The organism is Rufibacter soli, assembly GCF_054781795.1.
In genome coordinates, this window is sequence record NZ_BAAGTS010000005.1 from 786451 (window position 1) to 803464 (window position 17014).

Below are 17014 nucleotides of genomic sequence, written 5' to 3' on the forward strand. Positions count from 1 at the left end.
GTTTGGGTTTACCTGGCGAAGTTACGGTTTCAATTCTAACGATTGGTACACCACATCATGAATGCGGGTCCTGATGTTGTACTTGAGCAGCTTATCATTCTCTGCATCAGGGTATACGCGGTTGGAGAGGAAGATGTAAATAATGTTGTTGTCTGGGTCAAGCCAGGTGCCCGTGCCCGTGAAACCGGTATGGCCAAAGGTACTCATGGGGGCCAGTTCTGAGGTAGGGCCGTTGCCATCTGGGTCTGGTTTGTCCCAGCCCATGCCGCGGCGGCTGTATTGGCTGGCACCTTTAGAGAACTCAGTTACTACCGGGGTTTTGAAGTACTGCTGCCCGCCGTAATTGCCGTTCTGCAGGTCCATCTGCATGAGAATGGCCAGGTCGTTGGCATTGGAGAACAAACCCGCATGGCCTGCGGTGCCGCCCAGCAGAGCCGCGTTGCCGTCATGCACGGTGCCTTGCACGGTCACGTTGGCTTTCAGGTCTGAAGTGGTAGCGGTGGGGGCAATCTGCTCTTTCAGGAATTTGTTAAGCGGGTTGAAGGTAAGGGTAGAGGCCCCCAGCGGCGCGTAGAAGTTCTGTTCCAGGAAGTCGGGGAGGGGTTGGTTCAAAAGGCGCTCGGCCACCCGTTTCATGATGTGTAGGCCCAGGTCTGAATAGCGGTATTCAAACTTGCCGTTGGCCACCCGCTTACCCGTGAGGTCAGATTTTACAATCCAGGTCCAGACAGAATCTTCCAGGCGCTGGTTACTGTAAATGCCGGGCACTACCTCATTGGGGAATTTTTCAGACCGCAGGGTGTCATAATAAATAGGGTTGAGGTTACCGTTCCGCAGCGTCTGTTTCCAGAAAGGGATAAAGGCTACCAGCCCGGCCTGGTGCAGCAGCACGTCGCGCACGGTCAGGCTAGCCTTGTTGGTTCCCCTGAGCTCGGGCAGGTACGTAATCAATTTCTCCTCCAGTTTCAGACGGCCCTGGTCTTTCAGGAACATCACGGCCTGCAGTGTGGCCGCCACTTTGGTGATGGAGGCCAGGTCATAGATGGTTTTCTCTGTGACCGGCTGGCTGCGGTCATAGGTGTAATAGCCGTAGGCTTTCTCCAGCACCACGGTGCCGTCCTTTACCACCAGCACCTGACAGCCCGGGGTAGCTGCGTAGGCAATGGCCTCTAAGGCAATGTTGTCAATCTGCTTGAGAATGGTGGAGTTCATGCCCACGCTCTCGGGCACTGAGTATTTCAAGCGATTTAAAGAAGGCGTAGTGATGCCGTCTCCGGCTTTGAATTTAGGGGAGGCGGTCACAGGTAACCGGCCAATACCAGGCAAAGCACCAAATAGCACCTGCGGAATCACCCGATTCACCACTTCATTGTCTTCATAGCCACACACCAGCCACTGGCTGCTTTCAAAGTTCTTGAGGCTATAGGCATTGCCCATCACTACCACCACCACTTTTTTGGTGGAATCGCGCTGCAGCTCCTTTATAAAGCCCAGGGCGTTGCCCGATAGGTTGAAGTTGTTGCCCGGGTTGTTGTTGAGGTTATGTAGCGATACCACCACCACGTCTGACCCCGCCAGGTCCCGCTTTAAGTTGCGGTACACGCTGTCTGGCGCGGCGCGGCTGGTAATGGCGAATTTCTTGAAAGAGGTGTATTTGTCCAGGGTTTGGGTGAACATATTATGTGACCCAGCCCCTATAGAAAGAGAGGCAAAAGACGTAGTGTCCAGCATCCGGAAGGGCAGCAGGTTGTTTTTGTTGGCCACTACCGTAACCGCCTGCTCATACAGCTGCTGCTGCAATACCTTGCTTCCGGGGCGGCTCAGGTCACTGGAAAGGTTGGTCAGGTCAATAGGGGTGTATTGGTTCAAGCCGGCCCAGAACTTGGCATGCAGCATCTTGCGCACGCGCAGCTCTATTTCCTGCTCTGTAATCTGGCCCGCGGCAATGGCCAGCTTAATGCTTTGCATGGCCTTGGGCACGTCTTCAGAGAACAGCAGCACGTCATTACCTGCAATCAGCGCCAGAGCGTCTACCTCGCCGGGCTTGTGGTAGCGGGTCACGCCTTTCATGTTGAGGGCATCAGTAAAAACCAGGCCCTCATACTGCATCTTGCCTTTAAGCAGGTCATTGACCAGGTACGGCGAGAGCGTAGCGGCGCGGTTCACAATGGAATCTAGCTTGGGTACGTGCAGGTGGGCCACCATTACGCCCATCACGCCGGCGTCAAAAGAGCGCTTGAAGGGGTAAAGCTCCACCTCGGTGAGGCGGGCCATGTCATGGGAAAGCACGGGTAGGGAGAAGTGGGAGTCTGCATCGGTGTCGCCGTGGCCGGGGAAGTGTTTGGCCACCGCAATAATGCCGTGGTCCTGCAGACCTTTGATGTAAGCAATGCCACGGGCGGTTACCTTTTCTTTGCTTTCGCCAAAGGAGCGGTTGCCAATCACCGGGTTATTAGGGTTGCTGTTCACGTCTACCACCGGCGAGAAGTTCACGTGAATGCCCAGGCGCTTAAGTTTGAGTGCAATCTCGCGGCCCATGAGGTACACATAGCGGTCATCGGGCAAGGCCCCCAGGGTCATCTGCTTGGCGAAGTGCATGCTGCTATCCAGGCGCATGTCCAGGCCCCACTCGGCGTCAATGGCTACCAGTAAAGGTACTTTGGCCAGGCTTTGGTAGCGGTTAGTGAGTTTGGCCTGGCGCACAGGGCCGCCCTGCATGAACATGATACCGCCAATGCCGTACTGGCTCACCAGGTTCTCAATTTCGCGCACGTGGCCTTGCCCGCTGTTTGAGTAGGCCGCCACCATAAAGAGTTGTCCCAGACGCTGCTCAGGCGTAAGGGTTTGATACACACTGTCTACCCAGCGTTGTTCCTGTATGGAAATATTGCCCCGGCCTTTGGGGCCGAACCCCGACAATGCCATCCAGGCGCCCATTACCACCAGAAGCAGTACCAGGCTATATCGATTTAGCATTTCGCAACGCGTAATTAAAATTTGAATAACTGTTTCATAGGCCTAATTTCGCAGAGGAAATAAGCCGGCCGGCAGGGTGGGCCCAGGGTGTTTTACGGGTGTTTTTAGAAAAACGGGCGTAAAACAGGAAAGGCCAAAGTAGTTTCCTCAAAAGCCTCTACCTTGCAGGGCTCGTTTTGGCGGCAGTGGACCCACCGCAGAAAACGGGCACCAAAAGATAGAACTGGCAGAAGGTGAGGGAACTTACCCTACTGTTTAAGCTGGTAATATTACTCAAAATTTTGCTTTTCTGCCTTAAAAAGTTCGGGCCAACCCCCAGTTTGGGCCCATACGGAACGGTAGGGGAGAATAAAAATAATTAACTACGCAGGGAAGATTTATGGCAGATATCATCCGTTTATTACCAGAGTACCTGGCCAACCAGATCGCCGCCGGCGAAGTGGTGCAGCGCCCGGCCTCAGTGGTAAAGGAGTTGTTGGAGAATAGCGTAGATGCGCGCAGCACCAGCGTACAGTTAATCATCAAAGACGCGGGCAAGCAATTAATACAGGTGGTGGACGACGGCCAGGGCATGACCCCCACCGACGCCCGCATGTGTTTTGAACGCCACGCCACCTCCAAGATAAAAACCACCGAAGACCTGTTCCGGATCAGGACCATGGGTTTCAGGGGCGAGGCCATGGCCTCTATTGCCGCCGTAGCCCAGGTAGAGATGAAGACCCGCGCCCGCGGTGCCGAGCTGGGTACCTGCCTTACCATTGAAGGCAATGAGGTGCTCAAGCAGGAACCTGAGGCCATGGCCGAGGGCACCATTGTGTGCGTGAAGAACCTGTTTTTTAACGTGCCCGCCCGCCGTAACTTCCTGAAAAGCAACCCCGTGGAGATGCGCCATATTCTGGATGAGTTCCAGCGCGTGGCCCTGGCCAACCCAGAGATTGCCTTTGCCCTATACCAGAACGAGGTGGAGGTGATGAACCTGCCCGCCGGTAAATTGAGCCAGCGCATTGTGAGCATCTTTGGCAAAGAGTATAAAGAGCAGATGGCCGCCTGTGAGGAAACCACGCCGTTTCTGACCGTAAAGGGCTATATAGGCAAGCCTGAGTTTGCCAAAAAGAGCCGCGGCGAGCAGTTCTTCTTCGTGAACAACCGGTTTATCAAAAGCCAGTACCTGAACCACGCCGTGCTTACGGCCTTTGAGGGCCTGTTGCCCAAAGATAGCTTTCCGTTTTACGTCTTGTTTCTGGAAATCGCCCCTGAAACCATAGACATCAATGTGCACCCCACCAAGACCGAGATCAAATTTGAGGACGAAAAAACGGTCTATGCCATTGTGCGCGCGGCTGTGAAGCAGAGCCTGGGCCTGCACAACATTGCCCCGTCTCTGGACTTTGGCGCTGATGTGAACTACATGCCGCTGCAGCCCATGAAATTCCCGGCCTCTATGGACTTTGAGACGGCCCCCGCGCAGGCCCCCAGAACTTCGCCCTCATCGGGCTTGCCCACCACCTTTACCAGCCGCGCCTCAGGCGGAAGCAGTGGCCACCAATATGCGGCTTCGGCCCCGGCCAGGGAAGTAAACAGAACCGCTACCACAGAAGAAACCAGCCTTTTCCCGGAAGAGGAAGAGACCCTGCTAGGCAGTGGCAACCTGACCGGTGGCTCTAAAGCTCTGCAGGTGCACCAGAAATATTTGATGGTGCAGGTGAAATCTGGCTTGATGGTAGTAGACCAGCAGGCCGCTCAGGAACGCATTTTGTATGAAAAATACAGCCAGGCCTTGGGCAAACGCACGGGCGCCTCACAGCAATTGCTGTTCCCGCAGACCCTGCCGCTCTCGCCGGGAGATTTCTCCCTGGTCATGGAGCTGGCCGAGGAGTTCAATGCCCTGGGCTTTGTCTTCAATGACTTCGGGAATAATACGTTGGTGGTGAATGGTATTCCGGCAGATATTCCGCTGCGGGATGAGCGGGAGCTGATTGAAGGGCTGCTGGAACAATATAAAAACAACCTGTCAGCGTTAAAGGTAGACCGGCAGGAGAACCTGGCCCGGGCCATGGCCAAACGCGTGGCCAGCCGGTTCACGGGCCGGTTGAGCGACCAGGAAATGAATGCGCTGGTGGACAGGCTGTTTGGCTGCCAGGTGCCCAATTACACACCCAGCGGCCAAAAGACCCTGGTCATTCTGCAGACCGAGCAGTTGCAGGATCTCTTTCTGCGGGGCTAAGCTGCGGGGACAGCAGGTGAGGAACCAGGTAAATTGCTGGTTTTTAGCCGCGCAGGGTATCAAATATGCCGGTATGCCGTACTCTTGGGAGCAGAACCCTTCTCCCCCGGGCTGGTTATTATATAAATAAGAAGGACGCCATAGTATTCTGTGGGCCAGCCTTTCATTACCCCTTTACCACATTACTACGCTATGCCACCTATCACACCCATGGTGCGAAACCTGCTTATCCTGAACGTACTTATGTACTTTCTGAGCGATAGGCTTTTTCCCACGGATCTGTTTGCCTTACATGATATCCGGTCAGATGCGTTCCGGCCGTTCCAGTTCGTGACCCACATGTTCATGCATGGCAACCTGATGCACCTGTTCAGTAACATGTTTAGTTTGTTCATCTTCGGGCCGTTGCTGGAGCGCCATTGGGGCGAAAAACGCTTTCTGGTCTTTTACCTGGTAACCGGTCTGGGCGCGAGCGTACTGTATTCATTGGTGCGGGGCTATGAGGTAACCACGGTCATGGACGGGGTGGCGGCCTTTATGCAGAATCCAGACCCCATTGATTTCAGGGATCTGGTGCAGAGCGCCGGGGTGAACGTGCGGGGCCTGCAGGACTTCATGATAGGCTTTAACCGCAACCCCACAGATCCTCAGTTTATCATGCAGGCGAAGACCATTGCGTCTAAATTATCTGAGGTGATGGTGAACAGCCCTATGTTGGGCGCCTCTGGGGCGGTGTTTGGGATTCTGATGGCCTTTGGCATGCTGTTCCCCAACACAGAACTCATGTTGCTGTTTTTTCCTATACCTATCAAGGCCAAATATTTCGTATTACTGTACGGTGCGTTTGAGCTTTACTCTGGATTAAACCGGACGCCCGGTGACAACGTGGCGCACTATGCCCACTTAGGCGGAATGCTCTTCGCCTATATCCTGCTTAAGCTCTGGGAGCGGAAACGCACAAACTTCTACTAATCTATGACCAGTATCTTTGACGATATAAAATCTGCGTTCAGCAAGGGGAACAACGCGCTGCACCAACTCATTTTCATAAATGTGGTGGTGTTTGCCGTGCTCATTGTGGTGCGGACCATCATGACCCTGAGCGGTTCTGGGGGCACGTTTTCGTACCTCATGACCTTTCTGCAACTGCCCAGCAACCTGCAGTTGTTTGCCTACCGGCCCTGGACCCTGTTTACCTATTTCTTCACCCATCTGGAGTTTTTCCATATCATCTTTAACCTGCTCAACCTGTACTGGTTTGGCATGCTGATACGGGAATACCTGGGCGATAAGCGCCTGGTGAACCTCTACGTGCTGGGAGGTCTGGCCGGAGGGCTTTTCTACCTGCTTACCTACAACACCATCCCGTACCTGCAGCTGCGCGCCGACCGCTCTTTTATGATGGGGGCCTCTGGCAGCGTGATTTCGGTGATGGTGGCCGCGGCTACCTTATTGCCCAATTACACGTTCAACCTCATTCTGCTGGGTCCTATCCGGATCAAGTATATTGCCGCCGTAATGGTGCTGCTCTCTATTTCCGGAGCCGTGGGGAGCAATGCCGGGGGCAACATCGCCCACTTGGGCGGCGCTATCCTGGGCTTTCTCTACATTCAGCAACTGCAGCGCGGCACAGATTTGGGCCGGCCCGTACAGGCGGTGCTGGGCTTCTTCAGTGGCTTGTTCAAACGCCGGTCTCCCCTTAAGGTGACGTACAAAAACCCAAACAGGCCGTACACCGCCACCCCAAATGCTTCTATGCCGGTGTCTTCCGGTATGGCCGGGCACCCTTCCCAGATGGAGATTGACCAGATTCTGGACAAGATCTCCGTCTCTGGCTATGAAAGCCTGACCAAGGAAGAGAAGCAGAAACTGTTCAAGGCAAGCCAGAAGTAGGGTTTCATTAGTTGTCAGTTACTAGTTGTCAGTTTTTTGAGGGATAGGGATTGGGTGTTTTAGGGCTGTTTTTGGAAAAACGGACTTAAAACGGAAGAGGCTTATTTTCTTTCAATCACTTATTCATAGCGCGCTATATCAACCTTTTCCTGATCCTACTCTTACTCTTACCTACTATTTTGTCATCCTGAAAGGATCTCGGTAGCGAACGGTAATGGCTTTGAAGGACTGCTACTACCGTTCGCCCACAAGATCCTTCCAGGATGACAAAGGGGGAAGTGCATTTCAGAAGGAGCCAGAGACAGTTTTAGGGCGGATAAGAGTTAAAATTTAGGACGAGTTGGAGTACAACGAGAAGAGAAGAGACAGTCAACCAATACAGAAAAACAAGAAGGCCTCGCTGGTTTACCAGCGAGGCCTTCTTGTTTCTGAGTAGCCGCTATCACTTGTTTGGGCCTGTTTTTACAAAAACGGGCTTAAAACGGAGGGTTAGTTTTTGCTGCTCTGGATCATATCGCCTATGGCGCCGATGTTGCCCAACGTTTCTACTGCCGCAGTAGGCAGGAAAATCTTATTGGCTGGGCCCATGGCAATTTTCTCAAGGGCCTCAAAGGATTTGTAGGTGAGTACGCGGTCATCTAATCCGGCTTCCATTAATAATTTGATTCGGGTTTTCTCTGCTTCGGCCACGTCAATTATAGATTTGGCTTGGCCTAAGGCGTGGAGTTCCGCTGAGGCACGCTCGCCTTCGGCACGGAGCACCTTGCTGGTTTTGTCACCCTCGGCCCGAAGAATCATGTCCTGCTTGGCGGCTTCGGCTTCCAGGATAGTGGCGCGGCGGTTACGTTCGGCTTTCATCTGCTTGTCCATGGCTTCCTGAATGTCTACCGGGGGTTTGATGTCAATGACCTCCACGCGCTCAATGCGCACGCCCCATTTCTCGGTGGCCTCGTCCAGGGCAGTCCTGATTTCCGCAGAGATCCGCTCGCGGCCCGAGAGGGTCTCGTCCAGTTCCAGGTTACCAATAATCTGCCGCATGGTGGCGGTGGTGATGTTTCGCACGCCCAGCACGTAGTCAAAAATGCCGTAAGTAGCCTGCTCGGGCCCAACTACCTGATAGAACACAATGGTGTCAATGAGCACCTGCACGTTGTCACGGGTAATCACCGACTGAGGGGGCACGTTGGTCTGCTGAATGCGCAAATCATGGTAAACCCGCACGCGGTCTACAATAGGGATAAACAGGTTCAGGCCCGGGTGCATGATGCGCTGGAACTTACCCAGCCGCTCTACCACAGCCACCTTCTGTTGCTGGATAATTCTAATGGAGAGCGCCATGAGCACGATGACGGAGGCAAGGATGATAAGGGAAGTAGTCATCTGAGTGAATATTTATATAAATTCTAAACGATTAGAAAAGTGTAATATCGGATATTAATCCATCTTTAATATGAATATAAAATAAAAAACCTATTTTGTATTTTCCATTCGGTGTAGGGTTTTTGTTAGTATATACAGGGTTTCCTATTGAAACTGTATTATATATACCTTCTGTTTCTATCTCTATTATTCCTTTACTAGTGGTATATTTTTCAACTTTTACTTTAGGAGCAATTTTGTTATGGTTATTTAATTCAAGGTTAATGGAGTTTATAATAAAACTTCCTGTATTTGAATCTAAATATTTTAATTTAAGAAAATTAGTTATTTTTTCAAAAGAGTTAATTTCACCTTCATAACTGTTCTCATTTATCATAAATGCGTATTCTTCTTTTCCATCAACTTTAAGGGCTAAAACGTTTTCATCAAAGAACCCATGTCTGAAAAGATAACTATCTTGATCACGATCAATTAGAATAGAATTATTGCCTAAATATTCCCAAGTAGCTTTTTCTACTTTTCCATTTTGAGAAATAATTAGTTGACCGTTTTTTCTAAAGATATATACATTCTTAGCTAAGTCTATTTCATCAATTATTACCCAGTGTTTGTCTGTAAGTAAAGTTAGATTATCTAAATTATGAGAATATCTTTTTAGCTTAGGAATTAAGTCAGATATAAAAGTTTTCATGTAATTAATTATGGTTGATTATAATATTGGATAGAAGACGCTTTTAAATATTAGCTTAGCTTGTTGGTAATTTAAATTATAATGTATAGCTGTAATAAATTATAAAAACATAAGCCTACTTAATAGGAACTACTTTCAGGACCGTGCTGCTTTGGCTGACTACCAGAACCCGTTGGCCCGGGGCCAGGTCCTCATGGGCACTGGCCGACCAGATCTCGGTGCCTACGCGCACAATACCCAAGCGGGTAGGGGAGATGGCCTCCAGTACTTCGCCTTCTTTGTTGGTGAGTTGGTGGGCAGGGTCTGCGTAGCCGCGGGCTTGCCGGAGGCGGGTGGTGAGTGGTTTGGTGAGTAGGATCAATAGCAGACCAGTCACACTGGCGGCGGCCGGCGGCAGCCAATGCAGATCAGGGAAAAGATAGGCCAACACTGCCGCCACCATGGCCGCTACGCCCAGCCACAGTAGGTAAAAGGTGCCGGTTACCATTTCCGCTACCAATAACAGAATACCGGCTATAAGCCAGAGCCACCAGAGATCTATTGCCATGCCCTTAGTTGGTTATGGTATCAAGGTAAGATTTTTTGCGGGGAAAGCAAGCAGAAGTGGCAGCTTGGTGCGTTTTAAGGCCGTTTTTCCAAAAAACAAGCCCAAAACGTCAAGGTCCAGGAAAGAGGTTAGAATAGTGACTGCTTCCCTTATTTTAGTACATTAGATTCTTCATTTTTTCGACACTCAACCTATATGCAAAAATTCTACCTCTTAGTAGCTACCCTGGCCTGGCTAACCTTTTCGGGCCTGGATGCCAAGGCCCAAAGAACCCTGGTACACTGCGGCTTCCTCATTGACGGGCTCAAAGAAAAGGCCCAACCAGAGATGACCGTGGTGATAGAAGGCAACCAGATTGTGGCCGTGGAGAAAGGCTATACCGCTCCGGCCGCGGGCACTAAGGTCATCGACCTGAAGAACCAGACGGTGATGCCCGGTTTTATGGACATGCACGTGCACTTTGAAAGCGAGACCAGCCCCACGGCGTACGCCGAAGCTATTTCTTTAAACCAGGGCACCATCGCCTTCCGGTCGGTGAACTACGCGGAGAGGACTCTTTTAGCCGGGTTTACCACGGTGCGGGACCTGGGTGGAAGCGGCATTAACGTGCAGTTGCGCAATGCCATCAACCAAGGCCTGGTGAAAGGACCGCGTATGTTGGTGGTAGGCAAGGCTATTTCGGCTACCGGCGGGCACATGGACCCCACCAATAACTACCGAGCAGATTTGCAAGGAGACCCGGGGCCGGCCCAGGGCGTGGCCAATGGGCCAGATGAGGCCCGCAAGGCAGTGCGTTACCAATACAAGAACGGCGCTGATTTGATCAAGATTGCTTCTACGGGCGGGGTGCTGAGCGTAGCGAAAGACGGCTCGGCCCCGCAGTTCACTGAAGAAGAAATAAGAGCCATTGTAGAAACCGCCCGTGATTTGGGCCTGAAAGTAGCGGTGCACGCCCACGGCGCCGAAGGCATGAAACGGGCCGTACGGGCCGGAGTGACCTCTGTGGAGCACGGCACGCTCATGGATGAGGAAACTATGAAGCTCATGAAAAAGAATAGCACTTGGTACGTTCCCACCCTCACAGCCGGCAAATCCGTGGCTGACTCGGCTAAGATCAAAGGCTATTACCCCGCGTTGGTGACGCCCAAAGCCCTGGCCATTGGGCCGCAGTTGCAGGGTACGTTTGCCAAAGCTTACAAAGCCGGGGTGAAAATCGCCTTCGGGACTGATGCCGGGGTGTTCATGCATGGCAAAAACGCGAAGGAGTTTGAATATATGGTAGAAGCCGGCATGCCACCCATTGAAGCCATCAAAGCTGCCACCGTCAGCGCCGCCGAGTTAATAGGCTTATCAGATAAGCTGGGCACCGTGGAGAAGGGGAAATTAGCGGACTTGGTAGCTGTAACTGGGGACCCGTTGAAAGATATCAAGCTGTTGCAGCAGGTTACCTTTGTGATGAAGGACGGCGTGGTGTATAAGCAGTAGGCGTTTTAAGCCTGTTTTCTGAAAAACGGGCCTAAAACAGGAGAGCCCGGCCAAATGGCCGGGCTCTCCTGTTAATTAGATATTTTAAAGCTTAGGCGTTGGCAGGCATGTTGTCTAACACGTCCATTACTTCACGCACGGCTTTCTCAGAGGCTTTCAAAAGAGCCATTTCGTCTTCGTTCAATTGAAGCTCAATTACGCGCTCTACGCCGTTTTTGCCTAACACTACTGGTACACCCAGGTATGTGCCAGTGATGCCATACTCGCCTTCCAGTTTGATACAAACCGGGAACACCCGTTTCTGGTCACGCACAATGGCTTCTACCATTTGGGCAGCGGCAGAACCTGGAGCATACCAGGCTGAGGTACCCATCAGTTTCACCAGTTCACCACCACCGTTTTTGGTGCGGTCTACAATGGCGTCCAGTTTAGCAGGGTCAATCAGTTCAGTTACCGGAATACCACCCACGGTAGTGTAGCGAGGAAGCGGAACCATAGTATCACCGTGGCCACCCATCAATACCGCCTGAATGTCTTTAGGAGACACGTTCAGTTCTTCGGCTAAGAAGGCGCGGTAACGGGCGGTGTCCAGGATACCGGCCATACCCATTACTTTGGTGCGGGGCAGTTTAGAAGTGAGGTGCGCGGCGTAGGTCATCACATCCAGTGGGTTGGAAACCACAATGATGATGGCCTCCGGCGAGTGCTTGATCACGTTCTCAGTCACGGAACGCACGATGCCGGCGTTGGTGCTGATCAAATCATCGCGGGTCATGCCGGGTTTGCGGGGCAAACCTGAAGTAATCACCACTACATCTGAATTGGCGGTACGGCTATAGTCGTTGGTCACCCCCACGGTGCGGGTGTCATACAGGTTAATGGGGGATTTCTGCCAGATATCCAGCGCCTTGCCTTCAGCAAAACCCTCTTTGATATCTACTAACACTACTTCATTGGCGATTTCGCGGTAAGCCAACACGTCGGCACAGGTGGCCCCTACGTTTCCGGCTCCAACAACGGTTACTTTCATTATATGTTTGCGTTTGGTTAGACTATATAAAAACTACGCGGCGAAATTAGGTAAAAGTGCGGGAGGGTGAAAAGGAAATCGGTTTTAATTGCTGGTTGCTCAAATTGTTAATTGTTCATATTGTTGACTGTTCCCTTATTCTCAAACCACGGATAATTATTGAACAACAATCAGCAATTAACAATAAGCAATTAACCATCAACAATTAAACCCGGCTCACCGTGATCTCCAGCACCTGCTGCGTATTTTCCGAAATCTTAAAGCGGTTATCTAACTGCTGGCCAATGACCCAGGTCAAGGAAGCGTCTGAGACCAGCACCCACACGTCTGGCTTTAGGTTGGCGGGTATTTTCTTGTCTATGAGCAGGTCGCTCACTTTCTTTTTGCCGTTCATGCCCAGCGGGATAAACCAGTCGCCTTGTTTCCAGGGCCTAAGCTTGAGCGGAAATTTCACCAGATCTGCGTCCAGGGCGGCCACGTCTTTGGAGCGGGGCACCTTGTAACCTTCGGCGGGTTTCCGGGCTATTTTTGCCAAATAAGGCCCAAACTGGATTTCAGTGGTGTCTTCGGGCACAGACAGGCTGCCAAATTTCTCCAGGGCCTTGGGCGTAATCACCAGTTCCTCGCGGTCTTTTACCAATACGTAGGCCGGCGAGACGAAGGTCTTACCGGAAAGTCCGTCCCAGCCGGCGGCAATCTCCTGGGCCTGGGCGTAGTTGAAATGGAAAGGTTTTAGCAACTCATGCAACAGCACCACCGGCGCGGGGCTTTCCTGCAGCGGGGCAATACGCAGGTAGGTGGCGCCGTTCTCCTGGCGTTGCGTTTTGGCCTTGATTTCCAAAAAAGAGGCTAGAAACACGGCCTCGGCGCCTTGCAGGCGTTCCAGGGTTTGGGTGAAGGTTTCCTCCAGGTTGGGGTTTAGTTGCTTGAGCACGGGAATCACGTCCTGGCGTACCAGGTTGCGGTTGTATTTGGTGTTCTCATTGCTGGAATCTTCACGCCAGGCCAGGCGTTTGGTAACCAGCCAGTCATACAGATCATCTTTGGTGAGGCCTAGCAGCGGACGGATGAGGTGTCCCATTTTAGGAAGAATGCCATGCAGACCCGCCAAGCCGGTGCCGCGCACCAGGTTTAAAAGCACCGTCTCCAAGGCATCACTCTGGTGGTGGGCCGTAGCGATGACGTCATAGCCCAGTTGGGTACGCATCTGCTCAAACCACTCGTAGCGCAGGGTGCGTGCCGCCATCTGGATGGAAATGCCTTCCTGTTCAGCAAAGGCCTGGGTCTGGAACTGTTCACTGTAGAATGGCGCGTCATATTGTTTGGCCAGTTTACGTACAAAGAGTTCATCGGCGTCTGATTCTTCGCCGCGCAGGCCGAAGTTGCAGTGCAGTACGGCAAAGGAGAATTTGAGGCGGTGCAACAGGTCTGCCAATACTACAGAATCAAGGCCGCCGCTTACGGCAACTAAGATTTTGGTGTCTGGGGTGGCTAACCCGTGGGCAGTTATATAATCTAAGACTTTCTGGCGCATAGGCAAAGGAAGGCATTTGGTGAAACCAAGCATGATAATTGTCTTTTGGGCGGCAAAGGGCCATGGCGCGCATTAGCTGGAACAATGTATGGGCACCAGAACTTGGCCTGGCGAGGCATGAATGGCGGCTAATGAAGCTCTCTCTAACCTTTTTCGCTAACAAAAACGAATGTTAAGCTTGATCTTACTAATTTCGCACGTATTGAAATCATTGATGAAGTTCGCAAAGATAGGGTTAGTATCTCTTTTCTCCGTGTTTTCTGCCCTGCTGTCCTATGGCCAGGACACGCCACCGAAGGGGCAGCCGGTAGAAGTGTCCGCAAATACGTTAGAGGCCGGTACCTATAACGGCGAGGAAGTGCGCCGTTTGCTGGGTAACGTTGTCATGCGCCAGGGTTCCACCACCCTCACCGCCGACTCTGCCTACCAGTACGCCAAGGACCGGAACCGCATGGAGGTGTTCGGGAACGTGCACATTACCCAGGAAAGCATGGATGCCACCAGCGCCACGGCCAGCTATGACGGTACCCGGCGCGTTGCCAACATGCGCGGCGGCGTGACCCTCCGTGACGCCGAGATGACCCTCACCACACCTTCGCTCAACTACAACCTGGACGCCAAACGGGCTTATTACACCGAAGGCGGGAACATAGTAGGGGCAGACTACACCATTCAAAGCCAATTAGGGACCTATGCCTCTGATGTGAAGGTGCTTGGTTTCAAGAAAGGCGTGAAGTACCTGGGTCAGAACGCCGAGGTGGTCAGTGATACCATGGCCTACAACACCGTCAGCAAAGTAGTGGAGTTTTTTGGGCCCACCACCATTAAATCGCCGGACGGGACTTTGTTTGCCAACCGCGGTACTTACAATACGGTTACTAGGGCCTCTAACTTCAGGGGCAATGCCAGCATTAAAACCCCAGACTATATTATTAGGGGCGATGAACTTACCTATGACAAGGGCCGTGAGTTTTACACCGCCTCCCGCAACGTGTCCATGACCTCTATTAAAGACACCACCATTATTACCGGGCAGACGGCCCAATACTGGCGGGCCGGCGGCAGGGCCAAGGTATTTGGGTCGCCGGTCATGAAAAGCATTGTTTCCCGTGACACCATGTACCTGTCGGCAGATACGCTGTACTCGGTAGAGAACACCCGCAACAAGGCCAAAAAAGGGAAACTGTACGCCTATTATGACGTGCGCATCTTCAAATCTGATCTGCAGGGACTTTGTGACTCACTCACTTATGATTTGAACGACTCTGTGATTTACATGAGCCGAAACCCCCGGCTGTGGGCCAGCAAAAACCAGATGACCGCAGACAGCGTGGTGATGCAACTGAAAAACAACAGCCTGCACCAAATGCGCATGTATGGAGATGCTTTTGCCATTTCCAGAGATACCCTGGAGAATTTCAACCAGATAAAAGGCCGCAGCATGATCGCGCATTTTACCAACAGTAAGATCAGCCGCATTGATGTGAATGGCAACGCCGAAAGCCTCTATTTTGCCCTGGACGGGGATACCGCCACGCTGGGCATGAACCGGGCTGTGAGCAGTGACATGCGCATGCTCTTTAAAGACGGTAAAATTCAGTTCATCTCTTTTCTGGAGAACCCTGAGGCCAAGCTGATTCCGCCGCATGAACTGGAGGATCCTGATAAAAAGCTGAGTGGTTTTGAGTGGCGCGGCAAGGAAATACCTACCAAGGCCTCGGTGCTGGCCTGGCGAGGGCCCGCCAAGAAGCGGGTACCGGCCAAAAAGGCGGTTCCGGCCAAGAAACCTGCTCCTGTGAAAAATTCGCCCTTCAAAAAGAAAGCGGCTCCTGAAAAGCCTGTTGCCGCACCCGCCAAAACTGCCCCGGCGCCAGTCATCATTCAAAAAGGGAAAGCCGTGCCGTACCCAGCTAGGAAAATAAATGGGGGTAAATTCAAACGGGGGCAATAAATCGGCCCTTATACTTAGGCTAGCTGTGATTCGTTCTGTTACATATAAAAAAAAACGTTATTTTTGCGTGCTTATGACCAAACGCATTCTTTCCTATTTACCCATTCTGCTCACGGTATTGCTGTTGGGTTCATGCGGGAAATACAATAAAATCCTGAAAAGCGACGACGTAGACAAGAAATACGCCGCTGCGCTTTCTTATTATGAGAAAGAGGAATATGATAAAGCAGGCGCGCTTTTAGAAGACCTCATGCCCCTCTTGAAAGGGCGCAGCGAGTATGAGCGAGCCAATTTTCTTTACGCCTACACCAAATTCTACCAGCACCTGTACCTGGAAAGCTCTTTCCACTTCACTTCTTTCGGGCAGACGTTCCCTAGAAGCCAGTACGCCGAGGAGGCCGCTTTCATGAACGCCCGCTCGCTCACCAATGAGTCACCCAGCTATAACCTGGACCAGCAGAGCACGGCCCAGGCCATGAGCGCCTTGCAGGAGTTTATGCGCCGCTACCCGCAAAGTAAGTACATGGCAGAGGCCAACAAGATTTATGATGAGCTTTCTGGCAAAGTAGAGGTAAAAGCCTTCAACAACGCCAAACAGTACTACAAGCTTACCAATTATGACCCCCAGTATTACAAGGCAGCGGTGGTAGCCCTGGAGAATTTCAGGAAAAGCTTTCCGTCTTCTTTGTATAATGAGGAGGCCGCCTTTTTGCGCATAGACGCCCAGTACAACTACGCCAGGGAAAGCATTGAAAGCAAGCAGCAGGAACGCTACCAGGAGGTCGTTTCTTTTTACCAGGGTTTTATAGACACGTACCCTAAAAGCAAGTTCTCACGTAGTGCAGAGCAGATTTATGAAACCACCCTGCAGGAACTGGAGAAACTGAAAAAATTTCAGACGGCTAGGGCTACTACTGCCCCAACCAATCAATAATTTTTGTAACCACCCAATTTTCTAGATATATGGCACAAGTACCAGCATCCATTGTAACGCGCAACGTTTCAAACCTAGCTGAAGAAACCGGAAACGTGTATAAGTCCCTTTCCATCATTTCTAAGCGTGCAAACCAGATTGCGGTGAAAGTAAAAGAGGAGTTGAACTCTAAACTGGCCGAGTTTGCCACCACCGTAGACAACCTGGAAGAAGTGTTTGAGAACCGTGAGCAGATTGAGATCTCCAAATACTATGAGCGTATGCCTAAGCCTACCAACATGGCTATTGAGGAGTTCATTGAAGGCAAAGTTTATTTCCGCAGCGCCGATGATGAAGCGGAAACCTCATCTGCGTTTTAGTTAAGCGCCT

At 51.7% G+C, this 17014-nt stretch carries 13 protein-coding genes; 7 read left to right on the plus strand and 6 right to left on the minus strand.

Annotated features, from left to right (window positions below; all coding sequences use genetic code 11):
• Positions 1-21 precede the first annotated feature (21 nt).
• Positions 22-2976, minus strand: a complete 2955-nt coding sequence (locus ACYVJQ_RS17655) for a glycoside hydrolase family 3 N-terminal domain-containing protein (RefSeq protein WP_460894435.1) — start codon at positions 2974-2976, stop codon at positions 22-24.
• Positions 2977-3355: 379 nt separating this feature from the next.
• Here ACYVJQ_RS17655 and mutL point away from each other — a divergent pair, with 379 nt between their 5' ends.
• The 3 genes from mutL (at position 3356) to ACYVJQ_RS17670 (ending at position 7093) form a co-directional block, all read left to right on the plus strand.
• A complete protein-coding gene (gene mutL / locus ACYVJQ_RS17660) occupies positions 3356-5200 on the plus strand; it encodes a DNA mismatch repair endonuclease MutL (protein WP_460894436.1) in 1845 nt (614 codons plus the stop codon).
• Between the two features lie 192 nt (positions 5201-5392).
• Positions 5393-6172: a rhomboid family intramembrane serine protease gene (locus ACYVJQ_RS17665; RefSeq protein ID WP_460894437.1), complete on the plus strand. Its 780-nt coding sequence runs from the start codon at positions 5393-5395 to the stop codon at positions 6170-6172.
• A 3-nt stretch (positions 6173-6175) separates the two neighbouring features.
• Positions 6176-7093 carry a rhomboid family intramembrane serine protease gene (locus ACYVJQ_RS17670; protein WP_460894438.1) on the plus strand — a complete coding sequence of 306 codons (918 nt, stop codon included), beginning with the start codon at positions 6176-6178 and terminating at the stop codon, positions 7091-7093.
• 489 nt (positions 7094-7582) lie between these two features.
• Here the strand turns inward: ACYVJQ_RS17670 and ACYVJQ_RS17675 are convergent, their stop codons facing one another.
• The 3 genes from ACYVJQ_RS17675 to ACYVJQ_RS17685 form a co-directional block, all read right to left on the minus strand.
• On the minus strand, positions 7583-8473 hold the full coding sequence (locus ACYVJQ_RS17675) for an SPFH domain-containing protein (RefSeq protein ID WP_460894439.1): 891 nt from the start codon (positions 8471-8473) through the stop codon (positions 7583-7585).
• Between the two features lie 31 nt (positions 8474-8504).
• A complete protein-coding gene (locus ACYVJQ_RS17680; protein ID WP_460894440.1) occupies positions 8505-9164 on the minus strand; it encodes a hypothetical protein in 660 nt (219 codons plus the stop codon).
• Positions 9165-9279: 115 nt separating this feature from the next.
• Positions 9280-9711, minus strand: coding sequence for an NfeD family protein (locus ACYVJQ_RS17685; RefSeq protein WP_460894441.1), 432 nt, complete (start codon positions 9709-9711; stop codon positions 9280-9282).
• 195 nt (positions 9712-9906) lie between these two features.
• Here ACYVJQ_RS17685 and ACYVJQ_RS17690 point away from each other — a divergent pair, with 195 nt between their 5' ends.
• The gene (locus ACYVJQ_RS17690) at positions 9907-11196 is read left to right on the plus strand and encodes a metal-dependent hydrolase family protein (protein ID WP_460894442.1); all 1290 of its coding nucleotides are present in this window, start codon (positions 9907-9909) and stop codon (positions 11194-11196) included.
• Between the two features lie 91 nt (positions 11197-11287).
• On the opposite strand, the gene mdh is transcribed toward ACYVJQ_RS17690, so the two are convergent.
• On the minus strand, positions 11288-12226 hold the full coding sequence (mdh, locus tag ACYVJQ_RS17695) for a malate dehydrogenase (protein ID WP_460894443.1): 939 nt from the start codon (positions 12224-12226) through the stop codon (positions 11288-11290).
• A 205-nt stretch (positions 12227-12431) separates the two neighbouring features.
• The gene (tilS, locus tag ACYVJQ_RS17700; protein WP_460894444.1) at positions 12432-13793 is read right to left on the minus strand and encodes a tRNA lysidine(34) synthetase TilS; all 1362 of its coding nucleotides are present in this window, start codon (positions 13791-13793) and stop codon (positions 12432-12434) included.
• 145 nt (positions 13794-13938) lie between these two features.
• Here tilS and ACYVJQ_RS17705 point away from each other — a divergent pair, with 145 nt between their 5' ends.
• The 3 genes from ACYVJQ_RS17705 to ACYVJQ_RS17715 all read left to right on the plus strand — a co-directional run bounded on the left by ACYVJQ_RS17705 (position 13939) and on the right by ACYVJQ_RS17715 (position 17004).
• Complete coding sequence (locus ACYVJQ_RS17705) at positions 13939-15711, plus strand: OstA-like protein (RefSeq protein ID WP_460894445.1); 1773 nt, start codon at positions 13939-13941, stop codon at positions 15709-15711.
• A 73-nt stretch (positions 15712-15784) separates the two neighbouring features.
• Complete coding sequence (locus tag ACYVJQ_RS17710) at positions 15785-16645, plus strand: outer membrane protein assembly factor BamD (RefSeq protein ID WP_460894446.1); 861 nt, start codon at positions 15785-15787, stop codon at positions 16643-16645.
• Between the two features lie 29 nt (positions 16646-16674).
• Positions 16675-17004, plus strand: coding sequence for a DNA-directed RNA polymerase subunit omega (locus tag ACYVJQ_RS17715; RefSeq protein WP_460894447.1), 330 nt, complete (start codon positions 16675-16677; stop codon positions 17002-17004).
• Positions 17005-17014: the final 10 nt, after the last annotated feature.

Excerpts from the sequence above, each read along its gene's own strand:
- ACYVJQ_RS17680 (WP_460894440.1), bottom strand. The coding sequence starts at position 9,164 with ATGAAAACTTTTATATCTGACTTAATTCCTAAGCTAAAAAGATATTCT.
- ACYVJQ_RS17690 (WP_460894442.1), top strand. The coding sequence starts at position 9,907 with ATGCAAAAATTCTACCTCTTAGTAGCTACCCTGGCCTGGCTAACCTTT.
- ACYVJQ_RS17670 (WP_460894438.1), top strand. The coding sequence starts at position 6,176 with ATGACCAGTATCTTTGACGATATAAAATCTGCGTTCAGCAAGGGGAAC.
- ACYVJQ_RS17715 (WP_460894447.1), top strand. The coding sequence starts at position 16,675 with ATGGCACAAGTACCAGCATCCATTGTAACGCGCAACGTTTCAAACCTA.
- ACYVJQ_RS17665 (WP_460894437.1), top strand. The coding sequence starts at position 5,393 with ATGCCACCTATCACACCCATGGTGCGAAACCTGCTTATCCTGAACGTA.
- ACYVJQ_RS17710 (WP_460894446.1), top strand. The coding sequence starts at position 15,785 with ATGACCAAACGCATTCTTTCCTATTTACCCATTCTGCTCACGGTATTG.
- ACYVJQ_RS17675 (WP_460894439.1), bottom strand. The coding sequence starts at position 8,473 with ATGACTACTTCCCTTATCATCCTTGCCTCCGTCATCGTGCTCATGGCG.
- mutL (WP_460894436.1), top strand. The coding sequence starts at position 3,356 with ATGGCAGATATCATCCGTTTATTACCAGAGTACCTGGCCAACCAGATC.
- tilS (WP_460894444.1), bottom strand. The coding sequence starts at position 13,793 with ATGCTTGGTTTCACCAAATGCCTTCCTTTGCCTATGCGCCAGAAAGTC.
- ACYVJQ_RS17685 (WP_460894441.1), bottom strand. The coding sequence starts at position 9,711 with ATGGCAATAGATCTCTGGTGGCTCTGGCTTATAGCCGGTATTCTGTTA.
- mdh (WP_460894443.1), bottom strand. The coding sequence starts at position 12,226 with ATGAAAGTAACCGTTGTTGGAGCCGGAAACGTAGGGGCCACCTGTGCC.
- ACYVJQ_RS17655 (WP_460894435.1), bottom strand. The coding sequence starts at position 2,976 with ATGCTAAATCGATATAGCCTGGTACTGCTTCTGGTGGTAATGGGCGCC.